The organism is Lactobacillus helveticus (genome assembly GCF_046109915.1).
Lineage (GTDB): Bacteria > Bacillota > Bacilli > Lactobacillales > Lactobacillaceae > Lactobacillus > Lactobacillus helveticus.
The window spans coordinates 1,404,466-1,421,303 of sequence record NZ_CP151471.1; the positions used below are offsets into that span (position 1 = coordinate 1,404,466).

The 16,838-nt window shown below is 37.3% G+C and carries 16 protein-coding genes and 3 pseudogenes; 1 reads left to right on the forward strand and 18 read right to left on the reverse strand.

Features of this window, described 5'->3' with window-relative positions; genetic code table 11:
- Positions 1 to 26: 26 nt before the first annotated feature.
- The 13 genes and pseudogenes from pfkB to AADV52_RS07210 all read right to left on the reverse strand — a co-directional run.
- Positions 27 to 941 (reverse strand): 1-phosphofructokinase, encoded by a 915-nt coding sequence (gene pfkB / locus AADV52_RS07150; protein WP_014919456.1) that lies wholly within the window; start codon positions 939 to 941, stop codon positions 27 to 29.
- Positions 941 to 1,696, reverse strand: coding sequence for a DeoR/GlpR family DNA-binding transcription regulator (locus tag AADV52_RS07155; protein ID WP_014919457.1), 756 nt, complete (start codon positions 1,694 to 1,696; stop codon positions 941 to 943). Before AADV52_RS07155 ends, pfkB begins: the two co-directional genes overlap by 1 nt.
- Positions 1,697 to 2,047: 351 nt before the next feature.
- Positions 2,048 to 2,215 carry a type II toxin-antitoxin system RelB/DinJ family antitoxin gene (locus tag AADV52_RS07160; RefSeq protein WP_003630190.1) on the reverse strand — a complete coding sequence of 56 codons (168 nt, stop codon included), beginning with the start codon at positions 2,213 to 2,215 and terminating at the stop codon, positions 2,048 to 2,050.
- A complete protein-coding gene (locus AADV52_RS07165; RefSeq protein WP_227028437.1) occupies positions 2,196 to 2,411 on the reverse strand; it encodes a hypothetical protein in 216 nt (71 codons plus the stop codon). Before AADV52_RS07165 ends, AADV52_RS07160 begins: the two co-directional genes overlap by 20 nt.
- A gap of 289 nt (positions 2,412 to 2,700) precedes the next feature.
- On the reverse strand, positions 2,701 to 3,960 hold the full coding sequence (locus AADV52_RS07170) for an RNA-guided endonuclease TnpB family protein (RefSeq protein WP_126096205.1): 1,260 nt from the start codon (positions 3,958 to 3,960) through the stop codon (positions 2,701 to 2,703).
- Between the two features lie 84 nt (positions 3,961 to 4,044).
- Positions 4,045 to 4,653, reverse strand: a complete 609-nt coding sequence (locus AADV52_RS07175; RefSeq protein WP_014919458.1) for a hypothetical protein — start codon at positions 4,651 to 4,653, stop codon at positions 4,045 to 4,047.
- A gap of 236 nt (positions 4,654 to 4,889) precedes the next feature.
- Positions 4,890 to 7,193, reverse strand: coding sequence for a glycoside hydrolase family 31 protein (locus AADV52_RS07180; protein WP_014919459.1), 2,304 nt, complete (start codon positions 7,191 to 7,193; stop codon positions 4,890 to 4,892).
- 124 nt (positions 7,194 to 7,317) lie between these two features.
- Positions 7,318 to 7,509 (reverse strand): hypothetical protein, encoded by a 192-nt coding sequence (locus AADV52_RS07185; RefSeq protein WP_014919460.1) that lies wholly within the window; start codon positions 7,507 to 7,509, stop codon positions 7,318 to 7,320.
- A gap of 14 nt (positions 7,510 to 7,523) precedes the next feature.
- Entirely contained in the window at positions 7,524 to 7,712 is a 189-nt protein-coding gene (locus tag AADV52_RS07190; protein ID WP_014919461.1) for a hypothetical protein, read from the reverse strand.
- A gap of 96 nt (positions 7,713 to 7,808) precedes the next feature.
- The gene (locus tag AADV52_RS07195) at positions 7,809 to 8,030 is read right to left on the reverse strand and encodes a hypothetical protein (RefSeq protein ID WP_003630196.1); all 222 of its coding nucleotides are present in this window, start codon (positions 8,028 to 8,030) and stop codon (positions 7,809 to 7,811) included.
- The gene (locus AADV52_RS07200) at positions 8,020 to 8,247 is read right to left on the reverse strand and encodes a helix-turn-helix domain-containing protein (RefSeq protein WP_014919462.1); all 228 of its coding nucleotides are present in this window, start codon (positions 8,245 to 8,247) and stop codon (positions 8,020 to 8,022) included. The genes AADV52_RS07195 and AADV52_RS07200 overlap by 11 nt, the downstream gene beginning before the upstream one ends.
- Positions 8,248 to 8,393: 146 nt before the next feature.
- Positions 8,394 to 8,718, reverse strand: a pseudogene (locus AADV52_RS07205) (bacteriocin immunity protein).
- Positions 8,719 to 8,788: 70 nt separating this feature from the next.
- Positions 8,789 to 8,980 (reverse strand): annotated as a pseudogene (locus AADV52_RS07210) (ATP-binding protein); the annotation flags it as partial.
- Positions 8,981 to 9,070: 90 nt separating this feature from the next.
- Between AADV52_RS07210 and AADV52_RS07215 the strand changes: the two are divergent.
- Positions 9,071 to 10,293: pseudogene (locus AADV52_RS07215) on the forward strand (RNA-guided endonuclease TnpB family protein).
- 288 nt (positions 10,294 to 10,581) lie between these two features.
- Here AADV52_RS07215 and AADV52_RS07220 read toward each other — a convergent pair.
- The 5 genes from AADV52_RS07220 to AADV52_RS07240 form a co-directional block, all read right to left on the reverse strand.
- Positions 10,582 to 11,331: an aspartate/glutamate racemase family protein gene (locus AADV52_RS07220; RefSeq protein WP_012212275.1), complete on the reverse strand. Its 750-nt coding sequence runs from the start codon at positions 11,329 to 11,331 to the stop codon at positions 10,582 to 10,584.
- 8 nt (positions 11,332 to 11,339) lie between these two features.
- Positions 11,340 to 12,911 carry a UDP-N-acetylmuramoyl-L-alanyl-D-glutamate--2,6-diaminopimelate ligase gene (locus AADV52_RS07225; protein WP_003627351.1) on the reverse strand — a complete coding sequence of 524 codons (1,572 nt, stop codon included), beginning with the start codon at positions 12,909 to 12,911 and terminating at the stop codon, positions 11,340 to 11,342.
- Positions 12,912 to 12,961: 50 nt separating this feature from the next.
- Positions 12,962 to 14,110, reverse strand: a complete 1,149-nt coding sequence (locus AADV52_RS07230; RefSeq protein WP_014919467.1) for a sensor histidine kinase — start codon at positions 14,108 to 14,110, stop codon at positions 12,962 to 12,964.
- Positions 14,111 to 14,113: 3 nt separating this feature from the next.
- On the reverse strand, positions 14,114 to 14,800 hold the full coding sequence (locus AADV52_RS07235) for a response regulator transcription factor (protein ID WP_014919468.1): 687 nt from the start codon (positions 14,798 to 14,800) through the stop codon (positions 14,114 to 14,116).
- Positions 14,801 to 14,975: 175 nt separating this feature from the next.
- Positions 14,976 to 16,835: an ABC transporter ATP-binding protein gene (locus tag AADV52_RS07240; protein ID WP_014919469.1), complete on the reverse strand. Its 1,860-nt coding sequence runs from the start codon at positions 16,833 to 16,835 to the stop codon at positions 14,976 to 14,978.
- Positions 16,836 to 16,838 lie beyond the last annotated feature (3 nt).

A 16,838-nucleotide genomic window follows, 5' to 3' on the forward strand; every position in this document is an offset into this window, starting at 1 on the left:
ATATCTTTATCTTTCTCCCTTATAAATTAAGAAATTTGTTCAACCTTAATTTGTGGTAATACTGCATCGATTTGACTCTTTACAGCAATATCCTTGGTAAATGCAGTAGCAGCACCACAAGCCATACCAATTCTGAAGCCTTCCTTAGGATCTTGGGTCTTGTAGTAAGTACCAACGAAACCAGCGATCATTGAGTCACCAGCACCAACTGAGTTAACAGCAGTACCAACAGCACCCTTAGCGTGGTATACGTGATCCTTGGTCAAAAGGAAACCACCTTCACCAGCCATTGAAACCATTACGTTTTGTGCACCCATATCAAGCAACTTTTGTGCATATTCAAGCATAACGTCGCTAGAATCAAAGGTTACGCCAAAGAGGTCAGCCAATTCATGGTGGTTAGGCTTAATTACTAATGGCTTGTATTCCAAAGTATCAAGAAGAGCTTGACCAGTAGTATCAACTACGAATTCTGCACCAGCTTCCTTAATAGTTGGAAGAAGTGATTGATAGAAATCAGTTGGCAAGCTTGGAGTAAGTGAACCACTCATGACAACAATGTCGCCCTTCTTCAAGTCGTTCAAACGATCCTTGAAAGCAGTGATTTCTTGGTCAGTAATATTAGGACCAGCTGCGTTAATTTCAGTTTCCTTTTCTGCGTGAATCTTAACGTTCACACGAGTGTTGTCTAAAATAGTAACAAAGTCGCTTTCAATTCTCTTTTGGTTCAATTGACGAACCAATTCCTTGCCAGTGAAGCCACCAACAAAGCCCCAAGCAGTGTTATCAACACTTAATTGGTTAAGAATTTGAGAAACGTTAATTCCTTTCCCACCTGCTAAAAATGCATCATTATTAGTTCTGTTAACTTCCCCGCGGTTAACTTTTTCTAATTGAAGAACATAGTCAAGCGCTGGGTTAACAGTTACTGTATAGATCATTATTTTGCCTCCTCTAGGTTGATATCGGCAGGTAATGCCGCTTTTTGACTGGTTTTAAGTTGATCTGTTACCACGTAAACGTCCTTAGTGTTGGCGAAAACCGCAAAGTTGCGTTCACCAATCTTGGATGAATCAGCTAAAACATAAGCATGTCTAGCCTGTTTGATTTCGGCAGCCTTAATTGCAGCTTCTTCGGGATCTGGCGTTGTAAGATTACCATTTTTTTCGATTCCGTTGGCTCCAACAAAGCTAACTGAAAAATTCATCCCTCTAATTTGAGCAAGTGCGGTTTGACCAATCACCGCATGAGTGTCGTCTTTGACCTCGCCACCAATTAAAATGGTCTTGATGCCGTGATTCAAGCTGCATAACGCCGTTTCAACGCCATTAGTAATGATCTTCACCTTAGGAATATCGGCCAAAAATGGAACTAATTCATATGTGGTCGTTCCCGCATCGATAAAGACATTATCACCAGGTTGAACGAAGTTGCGAGCTGCATATTTAGCAATCGCGATCTTAACGTCGTGATTCAAATTAAAGCGGACGTTTTGGGAAACATCACGAGAGAAATTCTTTACTGATTGAGCACCGCCATGCACGCGCTTAAGCATACCGTTCTTCTCCATCTGAATAAGATCTCGACGGATAGTAGATTCGGATGTATCAGTTAAGTCGCATAACTCACTAACGCGGCACACTTCGTGCCGATTAACGTAGTTTTCAATTAAGCTTTGGCGTTCCTGTGTCAGCATTCTTTTTTTCACCTCGATCATTATTGTATCCGCTTTTTCTTTCAAAATCAATCATATTTATTCAAGAATAATCATTTTTAGTAATTTTTCTTCAATAAAATTCATTTTTATGCAGTTTTTACGCAAAAAACAGATCATGCGTGTTTACATGATCTGTTTTCTTAGTCACTCATAATTATTCTTAGTCATTTTACCCTATTTGACGAAGAATCCGCAAAAATGACGAAGAAAAACCAACAAGATTATTTCTTGCTGGTTTGATGAATATTTGAAAACTTATTCCTTTGGAATCCAATATAAAGTAACACAAAAGTATGACGTATGTGATTAAGAAATCTATTATTTTTGACATTAATTCTTCCCTTTACCAATTTTAAACGGTAACTGCCCAGTTAAAACAAATTGGCTATACAACATTTTAACCGCATCATCTATGGCTAAATTATTTTCTTTTAGAATTGCTTTTGCCGTATTAACGATGTCCTTGTCCAATTGAATATTAATCGTTTCTTTCTTCATTCAGCCACTCTTTCAACTGTTGTAAATTCTTTAACTCAGGAATATTTCCCCAGCTCGTTGTTAATGCACTTAATTTAGCAGCCAATATTGCTTTTTCCTCTTCTTCATTAGTAAGCTTGCTAAAAGGTAATTTTTTATTATTAGCTATATTAGTCAAAAGACCTATTAAAAAATCACTTTGATCTAATCCTAGCATTTCTAATTTTCTTGGACATCCTTAGCTAAATCTTCATCAACGGAAATGCTTAGTTGTGTTTTTTGCATCGAAGTTTGATCTTTGTAATCCATAATCTATCACCCATTAATTAAGCAAACCGCGCTTAAAGTTTTGACATGGACCTAAATCATCGGTTTGTAAAATCAATTTTGGATAGATACGTCTGATCCACATGAACTACACCGGCACTGAAGTGCCGGGTTTCTGGGAACACTGAGTAGTGTTTAGGATCTTACATTGAACTAGTCAAATACCTAACTCACAGAACTCAGCTTGTTACCATGGCCAGTCCCTGACCACTTAGCTTTTTACTTTCTTTATGCAAGATATTAACTGCCGCATTAATATCTCGGTCATGCTTGGTTTGACACTTAGAACAAGTCCATTCACGAATCTCTAATGGCTTAGCGCCACTGTTATAGCCACATTTTGAACAAATTCTGGAAGTGTTCTTGGGATCAACTGCAATTAGTTTCTTGCCATACCATTCGCATTTGTATTCTAGCATTTGTCTAAACATTCGCCATGAAGCATTGGCAATTGACTTAGCAAAATGATGATTTTTCTGAAGATTCTTGGTTTTCAAATCTTCAATCGCAATTACATCATATTGCTTAACTAAATGCGTAGTTAGTTTATGCAGATAATCTCTGCGCTGATTAGCTATTTTTGCTTGGTATCTGGCTTTTGACTTTTGCGCTTTTTGCCAATTAGCAAAGCTTTCTAAGCTTCTAGGACAAAGCACCTTTTTATTACTGTCTTGCAAAACTAATAATTTAGCTAAATGTCTGCGACGAGCATATTTTCTTTGCCAGACTTTGGCTTTCTTTTCAAAATAAGAACTGTCAAAACTAGGATATTTTAGCCCATTAGACAGAATTGCTAAATCAGCCACGCCACCATCAATCCCAACCTGTTTGCCAGTTAAGCTGTACTTCTCTGGTTCAGGTATTTCAGCTTGTAGAGACAAATAATACTTGCCCGTTGGTTCAAGTACGACCGTATAACGCTTAATCTTAGTGTTTTGCAAAACTCCATTCTTGCTGGTTTTGACATAGCCTAATTTAGGAATCTTCAAGTACCTTTTACCTGCAGTTTTTATGATTGACTTGCCTGTATAAGACTTTTTCAGATACTTGCGTGAATGAAAACGAGGCTTGCCAATTTGACCAGTTTTATCTTGAAAGAAGTTCTTCCAAGATTGAGTTAGAAATTCATTAACTACCTGCAAGCTTGAAGAATCGCTGGTTTTCAAAAAAGGATATTCTTTTTTTAGCGGCTTAAGCAGATAATTCAGCTTGAACTTGCCTAAAAAAGGCAAAGCTTTATTATTCTGATAGCGCTCATTCATCATGGCCAGCATTTGATTCCAAACAAAACGATCATTGCCAAACATCTGCTCAAACTGGTTTTGTTGTGTTCTATTAGGATAGAGTCTTAATTTGATCCCTTTTAGCACATTTGTTCCCTCCTTTCTTTTTAAGATTATATCAAACATATGTTTAAGAAAGAAGGGGGGAACAAGCAAAAAAACTAAAAAAGGCCGGATTCATCACGGGATTGAAATCCCGTGTTTTCTCCGGCAATTAATCAATAAAGGAAATCACTATTGCTAACAAAGCAACCACAGCTGAAAATACTTCGTTTTAATCAACTTTAAATTCCAGCTAAATCTAAAATTCCACGCCCTGGCAATAAAGAATGTCAAAATAAAGCATGCAATTGCATCTACCACGCCTGAATGCAAAATTAGTTTAACTTCATTGGTAGTCCCTAAAAAACGATTAACATTGTAAATATCATTCACATACAAGAGGAAGACCATGAATAAACGCATGAACCAATTTTTTACTACTGGGAAGTTAACTACAACTACTGGAATATCAACCACTAGAAATAGCAATAATCCAACAATTGAACTAACAAGAACCAGCGATTTATTCGTTAAATTAATAGTAGAAACAGCCGTGTAAATCAAGAAATTAAATATCAAAATCAGTGTCAAATTGCTAAGCCATTGACTAACATGCTTGACTGTATGATTATTTTTGCCCCAAATTTGCAAAGCAAAAATAATTGCTAAAACTGCGAGCGTAATCCAACATACTCTTGACCAGTAAAGCTGCGGAATGTTTTCGACTATTATTCCGACACCTATTGAGATCACCATGCCGATAATTAATTCAATGCTTAAAACTTTGTTCCATATTCTCATGGTCATTGCGTTCATCCCCTTTCATGAGATTATATAAAAACGACAGCTTCACATGTAAAGAAGGACCGATTTTGAAGAAAAAGTAGACTGATTTGGTATCAAAAAAGCTCCAACTAGTTCATGAAATACACTAGTTGAAGCCTTATAATATTCAACTTTAACATTTTTCCATCTTGAATTTTACAATTTTTCCACCCACAAAAAATAGCCACCGAATTTAATCGATGGCTACAAATTCATTTCTATTTTTCTACATATTCACCGTCGCAATAATCAAAGACAACTTCGCGATCAGCTAACTTAACTATAATCTGTTGATATTCATGTGCATAACCATGATGTGCCAACTTAATTTTCACATGGCCGTCAGCAACTTCCACATCGTATAAGTTGTATTCGCCATTTTGGTAATTGAAGTCCAGACCATTATCTTGATAATGAGTGTACTTGACCTTGTCACCAAAGACTCTGAAGGTCATGGTCTTATCTGGCTCATCAGAAATGTGACTAACTTCCTTGCCCCATGGCAAAATAGCATTCTTTCTAATGAACAATGGTAATTTATCAATTGGAGCATCAGCCAGGATCGTATTCTTGCCGCTATATTCAACGCCATTCCAGAAGTCGATCCATTCACCTTCTGGTAAGTAAACAGCACGCTCCGTTTGACCTTCTTGAACAACTGGAGCTGTCAAAATGTCTTCGCCCACCATGTATTCGTCATTCATGTTATACACATGTGGATCATTTTCATAATTCAAGACAAGTGGACGTATGATTGGCAAACCAGTTTTACTTTCACGATAAAATTCATCGTACAAGTATGGCACGAAGCGGTAACGCAACTTCAAGTATTTACGATAGATTGATAATGTTGGTTCACCAAATACCCATGGCTCTTGTGAACGAGTTCCTAGAGCCGCGTGGTTTCTGTAAAGTGGACTAAACAAAGCTCCTTCAATCCAACGAGTCAAAAGTTCAGGAGTAGTATCAGCGCCAAAACCACCAATATCAGTACCAGCAAAACTAAATCCACTCATCCCTAAGTTGCATAATTGCGGAATCATCATTTGTACATGTGTCCACAAACTTTGGTTATCACCAGTCCAGACTGTGGAAAACTTTTGTGTTCCAGCATATGCGGCACGGGTAATTACAAATGGACGCTTGCCTGAATACTTCTTAAGTCCCTCATAAGTTGCCTTAGCCATGTTATGACCATAGACGCTGTGCATCTTCTTATGAGTCGTCTTTTCATCTTCGTTATGGAAGACAACATCTTCTGGAACTTCGCCTCTAAATGAAGCTGGTTCGTTCATATCGTCCCAAATACCTGAAACGCCTAAGTCAACCAAGTACTTGCAGTTCTTAGCCCACCATTCGCGCACTTGTTTGCGACCAAAGTCTGGGAAGACGGCATCCCCTGGCCAAACTTCATTCACATAAACCGTACCATCTGGTGCCTTAACGAAGTAGCCTTTCTCAAGACCCTCTTGGTAGATCTTGTAGTCGTCATCCTTCTTTACACCAGGATCAATGATTGTAATAATTCTGAAGCCGAGCTTGCGCATCTTTTTAATAAAATCTTCTGGAGCTTCATAAGTATCTTTTCTCCAAGTGAAGACACGGTAGCCATCCATGTAGTCGATATCAAGATGCAAAACATCACATGGTAAATCATATTTACGCAAGTTTTCTGCGATCTTTTCTACTTGCTTCTGACTGACACTATAGCCCCAACGTGATTGTTGGTAACCTAATGTCCACTTTTGTGGCATTGGTACACGACCAGTCAAATAAGTATAGTTGGTAATAACTTCCTTAAGTGAATCACCACCAATGATGTAGTAGTCAACATTACCATCAACTGCTGAGTAGTAATAGTAATTGTTGCTTTCTTTACCTAGATCAATGTGGTTCCGGTAAGTATTATCAAAGAAGATACCGTAAGGATGCCCATTCTTAATACCAAGCAAAATTGGAATTGACTTATAAAGTCGAGTAAAACTTTCTACTTGTGGGTCAGGATTATCTGTGTTCCAGTTGTCATAAGCATAATGACGTTTGTTTAAGAAACCAGTCTTATCACCCAGGCCATAAAATTGTTCATCGCTTGCTAAAGTCTTGATAATTTCATAATAGTTTTCGTCATGCATGCCAAGCAATTTCTTAACATCGTGACCTTCTGATTCAGCAAGCTTCAAGTGCTCCTTATCCATCTGACGATCGATTGGCGTTCTAGTGCCGCGATAATCCATGATTAATGGATCGCCCTTTTCATCGTAGACATCGATCTTTTCGTCATCGTATGCCTTGACGATTAGCTTTTCAGTCGTTATTTCGGTATGATCGCCTTTGTCTTCAATATCAAAGTCAGTCTTGATTTTCTTATCGCCTTCAATAGCATAAGAATTGCTGGCGTTGCCGCGATCTTGAAACACACGAATAATCTCTGGAGTTAAGATTGTTAGCTCTAGCGGTTGATCTTGATAATTTAAAATGATTTTTTGTCCATCTTTAGTAAAGTTAATTAATTTATTAGTCATAGGATTCCCCTATTCAAGCCTTCTTGTATTCGCTTTCAATTTTAACATAATAGTGCTGCAGATTAACTCAAAACAGGGAATCCGAAACTTTTTCCAGCAAAAAAACCGCCTTGCGGCGGCTTCGTTAATTGAAAATATCTGACATTTTAGTCGGAATATTATTATTTTTAACAAAATATTTTTTGAAAGTAGTAAGATCTTGGTCTTCTCGATCTCGGTGTACGTACATATCATGCACTGCCCAAAATGCAGTGATTGCTAAATTAACACCTAAAACAATCAACAAACCAATCAAAATATATAGTAAGTACATCATCATACGTACACCTCCTAAATCGTTACATGCCCCAGCGTGATATCTTCAATAAAATATCTCACAAAGGCATCTCCAAAGCTCATGCCTTGTCCATTGTAGACATGCCATTCTTCACGCTTTGCTCCACTTGTTCTAGCCATACTGACTAAAAAACAAACGGCTAAATAACCTAAAACTATAATTGCACTTATTGTAATGACCATGTCTACACGTCTTTCCGTATCTGTACTACTTAACTAATACACTAATATATATTGATGGATTTGTCAATATATAATTCAAAATTTCACTAACGGATTTTACTTGTCATGCCTCCTGCCGATATATAAAAAGCCATAAATCGCTGGCCCTATTACGATTGCACCGGCAACAGAAACAACTAGCACTATAGTAAAACGTGGCATGGCGAAAAAGTCTGCACTGAAGCCTTTACTAGCCCAGGCTCCTACAAATACTATTGCCCAGGCAATCAGCATTGAGATAAATAACTTTAAAGCTGAAAATTCATTTTTATTTTTCATCTTTTTCACCTTCATCATCTGGCACATACTTGAGCAGATCACCGGGTTGGCAATCTAATGCCTCACAAATTTTGCTAAGCGTATCAAAACGAACACCATGTGCCTTACCTGTTTTCAAAATAGATAAATTGGCTGGTGTAATACCGATTGCCTTAGCCAAATCTTTTGATTTCATCTTTCTTTTTAACAACATAAAATCAACGGTTACTTCAATCATATTTTTAGCCTCATCATATATCTTTATACTATTATTGTATTGCAATGATTAAATGCTGTAAAAATATAATTTAGTATTAATACGCAAAAAATAGCTATCAAACTAATCTAGTCTGATAGCTAATTTTTTTATATTTAATTTTTGTTTTATCTTCTACCAATATCAGAAAAGGCTAAGCCCAAAGTTGCACCGCCAAGTGCTCCCGCTTGATGAGAAACAGGACGAGCACCGTTTGCAATCTCATAGTGAAACTTAGTTACACCTTTAGATAGCTTACTCTGCCAGCTTAACGGATCAAGTCCTACACGAATCAAGTTGCAAACATAGTTAGCTGATTCGCCAGTTTCGAGTTGATGCTTAGCATTGAGCAAAACTTTGCGTTCTTCTGGCTTAGTATTTTCGTCTACTAATAAGTTCAGTAATATTATTCAAAAGCCAAATCTTCAAGTCATTTTTATCTTCTTGATACATTTTGAGACCTTCTTTGATTTTTTTGCTCTTATTATAGCCCTAAACAATCAAAATGAGTCTTCAAAATTAATTCTTTTTCCTTATGTTGATCACATTTGATCAGCGAAAAGCCAAATGACAAAAATAGTCGCAAATTATCTTCTTTATTTTCTTCAATGGCAGTAAAGTAGATCGCTTTCTTGTCTTTTAAAAATTCATTGATCAAGGCAGTTTTACCGATTCGGCGCCGACCGTAAATAACTACAAATTGAAATTTATTGATTAATTGTCAGAGAAAACACGGAATTTCAATCCCGTGATGAATCTGGCCTTTTTTAGTTTTTTGCTTGTTCCCCCCTTCTTTCTTAAACATATGTTTGATATAATCTTAAAAAGAAAGGAGGGAACAAATGTGCTAAAAGGGATCAAATTAAGACTCTATCCTAATAGAACACAACAAAACCAGCTTGAGCAGATGTTTGGCAATGATCGTTTTGTTTGGAATCAAATGCTGGCCATGATGAATGAGCGCTATCAGAATAATAAAGCTTTGCCTTTTTTAGGCAAGTTCAAGCTGAATTATCTGCTTAAGCCGCTTAAAAAAGAATATCCTTTTTTGAAAACCAGCGATTCTTCAAGCTTGCAGGTAGTTAATGAATTCCTAACTCAATCTTGGAAGAACTTCTTTCAAGATAAAACTGGTCAAATTGGCAAGCCTCGTTTTCATTCACGCAAGTATCTGAAAAAGTCTTATACAGGCAAGTCAATCATAAAAACTGCAGGTAAAAGATACTTGAAGATTCCTAAATTAGGCTATGTCAAAACCAGCAAGACTGGAGTTTTGCAAAACACTAAGATTAAGCGCTACACTGTTCTGCTTGAACCAACGGGCAAGTATTATTTGTCTCTACAAGCTGAAATACCTGAACCAGAGAAGTATAGCTTAACTGACAAACAGGTTGGAATTGATGTTGGCGTAGCTGATTTAGCGATCTGTCTAATGGGCTAAAATATCCTAGTTTTAATAGCTCTTATTTTGAAAAGAAAGCTAAAATTTGGCAGAAAAAGTATTCTCGACGTAGACATTTAGTTAAATTACTAGTTTTACAAAATAAGAATAAAAGGGTGCTTTGTCCTAGAAGTTTAGAAAGCTTTGCTAATTGGCAAAAAGCGCAAAAGTCAAAAGCCAAATGCCAAGCTAAAGCAGCTAATCAGCGCAGAGATTATCTGCATAAACTAACTACGCATTTAGTTAAGCAATATGATGTAATTGCGATTGAAGATTTGAAAACCAAGAATCTTCAGAAAAATCATCACTTAGCTAAGTCAATTGCCAATGCTTCATGGCGAATGTTTAGACAAATGCTAGAATACAAATGCGAATGGTATGGCAAGAAACTAATTGCAGTTGATCCCAAGAACACTTCCAGAATTTGTTCAAAATGTGGCTATAACAGTGGCGCTAAGCCATTAGAGATTCGTGAATGGATTTGCCCTAAGTGTCAAACCAAGCATGATCGAGATATTAATGCGGCAGTTAATATCCTGCATAAAGCAACGCCAACTGGTCAGGGACTGGCCATGGTAACAAGCTGAGTTCCGTGAGTTAGGTATTTGACTAGTTCAATGTAAGATCCTAAACACTACTCAGTGTTCCCAGAAACCCGGCACTTCAGTGCCGGTGTAGTTCATTCGTCTAATAATGTTGATATAAGCTGGCTAATTTTTTTTTCTTCCAACAAACTTCATTCTTAGCCTCCCTTTCATTTACAATATTACGATTTACAACATTATAATATTGTAAATTACGATATACAACATTACGATATTGTAAATTAAGCGAAAACAAAATACCGAACCAGCTTAATACTGATTCGGTATTTTTTACTTATACATATATTTCTTACATGCTTCTTCAGGATCCATCCCGTGACGAATCTTAAGCGCAACCTCAATTGACACGTCAGCAATAATTGATTGCGGATCAATCACGTTATAAGGATGATCTGGCGCCTTTTCTTGAGCTAAAGATAATTCAGTACAGCCAAGCAAAATAACGTTACAGCCATACTTATCATGCATTGTTTTCAGAATCTTGTGATACAAGTCATGATCAACAATGCCTTTTTCTTTAATATCAGAATAAATCAATTCATTGACCATCGGTTGAATCTCAGGACCACCTAATTCTACCGTTCTGCCAACCTTTTGAATTTCATCAGCATATAAATGATCATAAATTGACCCTTCTGTAGCAATTAAGCCAATCTTCTTTTCATCAGGATAATTATCAATAAAATTATGCACTGCAATCCGCATCATATGCAAAAATGGCTTATCGGTAAGTGCAGCCAAATCATCATAGAAATAGTGCGCAGTATTACATGGCATAACCAAAAAGTCTGTTCCTAGCTTATCCTGGCCTTCTACATCATCTTTTAAGTCATAAAAGAAGTTAGGCTTAGAATGATCCTTAATATAAGCAGTTCTATCAGGAACTTGAGCATCATTAACCAAAATATAGTTTAAATAATCTTGGTCTCGCGCAATTTTTACTCGATGGTTAATTAAACGAACATAACTTTCAGTGGCAATGGTTCCCATTCCACCAATAATACTAAAGAAATGTTTCATCTTATCTTCTACTTTCTAAAATGCTCTTTTTGACCTTCTAATTCATTGATCACTTCTTGAGCAACTACGATATCTGATGGGTATGGAGTATTCACACCGCGAATCTTTTGGAATGCATCTGCACCCTTACCGCAGATTAAAACTACATCATCTGGGCCAGCCATAGCAATCGCATCATGAATTGCCTTCTTACGGTCTAATTCAATCGTAACGTCACATTTAGAGTGATCGATACCCGAATCTATTTCCTCGGCAATACTCTTAGGATCTTCAAATCCTGGATCGTCAGTAGTTAAGAATGCCTTATCTGCATATGCACTCAAGCTTTCGCTAAAGCCTGGACGACGAGATACGCCTTTGTCCCCAGGTGCACCGACAACCACAATAATCTTAGGATTATTGAATTCACTTTGCATAAAGTTCATCAAAGCCATCATTGAAGCCTTATTGTGGGCATAATCAACTACAACCATACCGTGATTCTTAGTTCTTTCAGTCTGCATACGGCCTGGAATAGTTACATCACGAATACCCTTAGCACATTGATCATGGTTAAGACCAGCAAGGCCAGCACCAATAATTGCGGCAGTACCGTTGGATTCGTTAAAGTCACCAAGCATCTTCAAAGTATAGTCACCGTTGATTGGCAACTTACGTGCTTTATCACTAGCGCAGAATAGCTTGAAGCGAGTCTCCTTCATATCCAATTCTTGAGAAGCAAATCTAAAGTCAATTGGCACCTTTAAATCTGGATTTTCAAAATCTTCTCTAGCAAATAAGTAAATGCTATCAGGATTAGTAGTGGTGGTGGCTGCAGCGTAAACTTCATTGAAGTGAGCTGTTTCTGCATTGATAATACACTTACGTGAATTTACCAACAATTGCAACTTGCAGTGTAAGTAATCTGCAAAGTTAGGGTGTTCATTCGGTCCAATATGATCTGGACTAATATTCAAGAAGAAACCTAAATCATAAGTTAAACCAAAGACACGATTCTTCTTATATGCTTGACTTGAAACTTCCATTACCAAATGAGTCATTCCGTTATCAACAGCAGTACGCATATCACGGAACAAGTCCAAACTTTCTGGAGTAGTCAAACTAGACTTAAAGCTGTCTTCTGGCTTTGGTCCAATAACATCATTAACTGATGAAATTAAAGCAGTCTTGCCACCATTAGCTTGATCAAGCATCCCCTTCAAGAAGTATGCAGAAGTAGTCTTACCCTTAGTTCCAGTGAATGCTACGACATACAAATCATCTTGTGGGAAACGGAAGAATGCAGCTGAAAGTAGTGCCATTGCCTTTGACACATCACGCACGATCAAAGCGTGCATCCCTTTACCTTCTGGATAAGGTTGTTCAGCGACATAACAGATTGCCCCATTATCCTTAGCCATTGATAAATATGTTGGTCTAAAACCTGCACCCTTACAGAAGAATAAAGTATTAGTTTGGATATCACGTGAATCATATGACACGTATTCCATCTTGGTTGCAACAGTATCTTGTACTGCACTCGACTTAAGTAAATGATGCTCTTTTAAAATTAAAATACAGGTATTTAAAGAAATACTCATTAACTTTCTCCTCGTTGTATTAAAACATTTCAATCAAAATTATAACACAGCTAGCCCTTGCTGTTTGTCTTCTTAGGATTAAGTGGCAGACGAATAATAAAACTTGTCCAATTCTTATCCGATTCGCATCTGATAGTACCATGATGCAAATCGACCACACCCTTGGTGATAGAAAGCCCCAATCCTGTACCACCAGTTTTAGTATTGCGCGACGTTTCTACGCGGTAAAAACGGTCAAATATCTTTTTCAATGATTTCTTTGGAATAGGCTCACCATTATTTTCTACACGTAATTCAACTTCTCGCTTGTTTACTAGATTGGCTACCAATTTAATTTGCGTAGCACCAATGCCGTATTTAAAGGCATTAGAAATCAAATTGTTATAGACACTAACTAATTTTTCTGCATCTGCCCTGATAGTTAAATCTTTAGGACGAGCCTCAATTTTAATTTCTATGCCCTTTTTCTCCGCTTCCAGTTCGAATCCAGCGGCAACTTGTTCTAGCATTGAATAAATATGCAGACTAGTCAAATTCAACTTAGTGGACTTAAGCGTAGTATATTCAAATAAATCATTGGCCAGCGACTTCATTTGCTCCGCCTTGGTATAAGCAATATCGACATATTTTTGTTGATCTTCTGGCGAAGCCACTCCACTTTTCAACAATCCTAAATAACCAATAATTGAAGTTAACGGCGTTCTAATATCATGCGAAACGTTGGTAATCAGTTCATCTTTTGATTGCTCAATTGCACGTTCCTCATTGATGGAATGAACTGTACTATCAACCAATGAATTAATTGAATCAACCACTCGTTGCAAATCTGGGCGTACCCGGAAGTTAATGCGGTGATCAAAATGACCACTTGCGATATAGTGCAACTCCAAAATAACGTGGCGCAGCTGCATCTGATGGTAGCGTCTGATTAAGCGCCAGTATAAAACGACGATATCGCCAACACCCATCAAAATAATAAACGTATTTTGCCAAGACCAAAGATGATATCCACCTGCAAAGGTCATTGTCTTTTTTAAGAAATAAATGCCGTTGACCAAGCTTTCATCTTGCAAAATAGCCAGGTGAATCAAAATAATGATTGATAGATTTAACAAAAGCAGAAGGACAATCGTGACAATTCCTTCTGCAAACAATTCACTCTTCTCAGCGCCAGTCAACTTGACGCGTTCTTTTTTCATTAACTATGCCTCGACTTTATATCCTACGCCCCAAACAGTTTGAATAACGTCTTCACCGCCGGTAGCTTTTTGAATCTTATCACGCAAGTGGGAAACGTGAACCATTACAGTTTTAGCCGAAACGATAGATTCTTGTTGCCATACACGTTCAAAGATTTCATCTGCTGAAAATACTCGGTTAGGGTGACTAGCAAGAAGATATAAAATGCCGAATTCAAGAGCAGTTAATTGAATTGCCTTGCCATCAATAGTTTTAACTTCGTGTGAATCACGATTAATAACTAGTGGGCCTACCTCTAAAACATCAGGTTCATCATCTTTAACTCGTTTTTGACTACGACGAAGAAGTGAGCGAACTCTAGCCATTACTTCAAGTGGATTAAATGGCTTAGATACGTAGTCGTCAGCACCAGTGATTAACCCCTGGATCTTGTCCATATCACCAGTTTTGGCTGAAACAATAATAATTGGAATATCTGAATCTTTTCTAACTTCTTTAATTACTTCAATTCCTGACATATTTGGCATCATTATGTCCAAAATCATCAGAGCAATATCTGGTGTTGTGGTTAATTTAGTAATTGCTTCTTTACCGCTATATGCCGCAATTGGTTCATAACCTTCATTTTTCAGATAGATGCTTAATAATTCTACGATTTCCTTGTCATCATCAACAACTAAGATTTTCATAAAGAAAACCCCTCTCTTTATTTTGCTAATTGGTTATAGTCTATTTAAATTTATCTATTATAAGTGTAGCAGATCCTATGGTCTATATTTTACTATTTTTCTCTAAAAGGCTGAAAATTAAAGCTATTTTTTAGAAAAATGCAAAAAATAGAGCAACTTGTGCTCTATTTCGCTTTTATTGAATTTCTTTCTTACCAGTGTAGAGTTCGTAGTAATAACCCTTTTGCTTCAAGAGTTCTTCATGGTTACCAGATTCAATAATATGACCATGATCAAGAACCAAGATCAAATCAGAGTTAACAATAGTTGACAAACGGTGGGCAATAACGAAACTAGTTCGTCCAGCAAGCAAGTTGTCCATCCCCGCTTGAACCATCTTTTCGGTCTTGGTATCGATACTTGAAGTTGCTTCGTCCAAAATCATTACGGGCTCATCGGCAATCATCGCTCTAGCGATACTGAGCAGCTGCATTTGTCCTTGTGACAAGTCTCCGCCGTCTCCATCAATCACAGTATCATAACCATGATCAAGGTCGTGAATAAATTCATCAGCGTGTGATAATTTAGCTGCTTGGTAAACATCATCATCACTGGCTTCAGGATTACCGAAACGAATGTTGTCCATGATAGTACCAGTAAACAAGTGTGTTTCCTGCAAAACAATTGAAAGTGATCTACGCAAATCATCCTTCTTAATCTGCTTAATTGGGATACTATCATATGTAATTTTACCTGAATCAATATCGTAGAAACGGTTCAACATATTCGAGATAGTGGTCTTCCCAGCACCAGTTTCACCAACTAAGGCAACCTTCATGCCCGGCTTGGCATTGATTGAAATATCATGCAAGATTGGGTGTTCTGGAACATAACTAAAGTTAACATGATCAAAAATAATGTGTCCACGAACTGGCACTTTCTTAACAGAGCCATCTTTTTCAGGGACATTCCAATTCCACATGCTGCCAACTTCAGCGCCTCGTGAAATTGTAACATCGCCATTGTCAGCTTCTGAAGCTTGATCTTCCAAGTTAAAGATTCTTTCAGCACCGGCCACAGCCACTACAATTGAGTTCAACTGTTGTGAAATCTGGGCAATTGGCATACTAAATTGTTTTGATAATTGCAAGAATGAACCAATAGCACCAAGAGAAAGCGGAGCCCAAGCGTTAATAGCAACGGCACCACCAACAAAGGCAATTAAAACGTAAAGCAAGTTACCCATGTTACCCATAATTGGGAAAAGAATAGTGGCATAGGTGTTAGCCTTACCTGAGGCTTGACGCAATTCTTCGTTATATTTATCAAAACCAGCCTTAGATTCTGGTTCATGGCTAAAGACTTTAATAACCTTCAAACCATTAAGCATTTCTTCGTTATAACCATTAATTTGTCCCAACTTCTTCTGTTGAACTTGGAAGTAGTGACTTGATCTTAAGGTCAAGAAACGTACGATACCAAATGACATGGCAAAAATGATAAATGAGAAGACCGTCAATTGCCAACTAAGTGAGAACATCGCTACGACAACGAAGATCAAACTCAAAGCTGAGTTAGTAAATTGCGGAATTGACTGTGAAATCATCTGCATTAAGGTATCAATATCGTTAGTATAACGACTCATGATATCGCCAAATTCATTTTGATCAAAATATGAAATTGGCAAGCTTTCCATGTGGGTAAACATTTCGTTACGAACACGGAATTGCACCTTCTGGGCTAACACACCCATTAACATATTGAATAAATAGTTGGACAAAAAACCAATGGCATAAATACCAAACATTACCGCAATAGCAGTTGCAAGCGGGCCATAATTTGGCACCTTTTCCTTAGTCAACGGAATAATGTAGTCATTGATTAAGCGTTCAATAAATAGTGAACCAATAACATTACTTGCCGCTGCCAAAACGATTGTAATCATGGAAATGGTGAGCATCCATGGACTTGTGCTATTTACCAACTTAAGCAAACGCATCAAAATTTTAATTCGGCTGCCCGTAGTTTGTTTTTTATTATCTATTGCTTGATCCAAAAC

What these genes read in the sequence shown, in the direction of transcription:
- pfkB (WP_014919456.1), bottom strand. Translation starts at nt 941, where the DNA reads ATGATCTATACAGTAACTGTTAACCCAGCGCTTGACTATGTTCTTCAA.
- AADV52_RS07155 (WP_014919457.1), bottom strand. Translation starts at nt 1,696, where the DNA reads ATGCTGACACAGGAACGCCAAAGCTTAATTGAAAACTACGTTAATCGG.
- AADV52_RS07160 (WP_003630190.1), bottom strand. Translation starts at nt 2,215, where the DNA reads ATGAAGAAAGAAACGATTAATATTCAATTGGACAAGGACATCGTTAAT.
- AADV52_RS07165 (WP_227028437.1), bottom strand. Translation starts at nt 2,411, where the DNA reads ATGCTAGGATTAGATCAAAGTGATTTTTTAATAGGTCTTTTGACTAAT.
- AADV52_RS07175 (WP_014919458.1), bottom strand. Translation starts at nt 4,653, where the DNA reads ATGACCATGAGAATATGGAACAAAGTTTTAAGCATTGAATTAATTATC.
- AADV52_RS07180 (WP_014919459.1), bottom strand. Translation starts at nt 7,193, where the DNA reads ATGACTAATAAATTAATTAACTTTACTAAAGATGGACAAAAAATCATT.
- AADV52_RS07185 (WP_014919460.1), bottom strand. Translation starts at nt 7,509, where the DNA reads ATGATGTACTTACTATATATTTTGATTGGTTTGTTGATTGTTTTAGGT.
- AADV52_RS07190 (WP_014919461.1), bottom strand. Translation starts at nt 7,712, where the DNA reads ATGGTCATTACAATAAGTGCAATTATAGTTTTAGGTTATTTAGCCGTT.
- AADV52_RS07195 (WP_003630196.1), bottom strand. Translation starts at nt 8,030, where the DNA reads ATGAAAAATAAAAATGAATTTTCAGCTTTAAAGTTATTTATCTCAATG.
- AADV52_RS07200 (WP_014919462.1), bottom strand. Translation starts at nt 8,247, where the DNA reads ATGATTGAAGTAACCGTTGATTTTATGTTGTTAAAAAGAAAGATGAAA.
- AADV52_RS07220 (WP_012212275.1), bottom strand. Translation starts at nt 11,331, where the DNA reads ATGAAACATTTCTTTAGTATTATTGGTGGAATGGGAACCATTGCCACT.
- AADV52_RS07225 (WP_003627351.1), bottom strand. Translation starts at nt 12,911, where the DNA reads ATGAGTATTTCTTTAAATACCTGTATTTTAATTTTAAAAGAGCATCAT.
- AADV52_RS07230 (WP_014919467.1), bottom strand. Translation starts at nt 14,110, where the DNA reads ATGAAAAAAGAACGCGTCAAGTTGACTGGCGCTGAGAAGAGTGAATTG.
- AADV52_RS07235 (WP_014919468.1), bottom strand. Translation starts at nt 14,800, where the DNA reads ATGAAAATCTTAGTTGTTGATGATGACAAGGAAATCGTAGAATTATTA.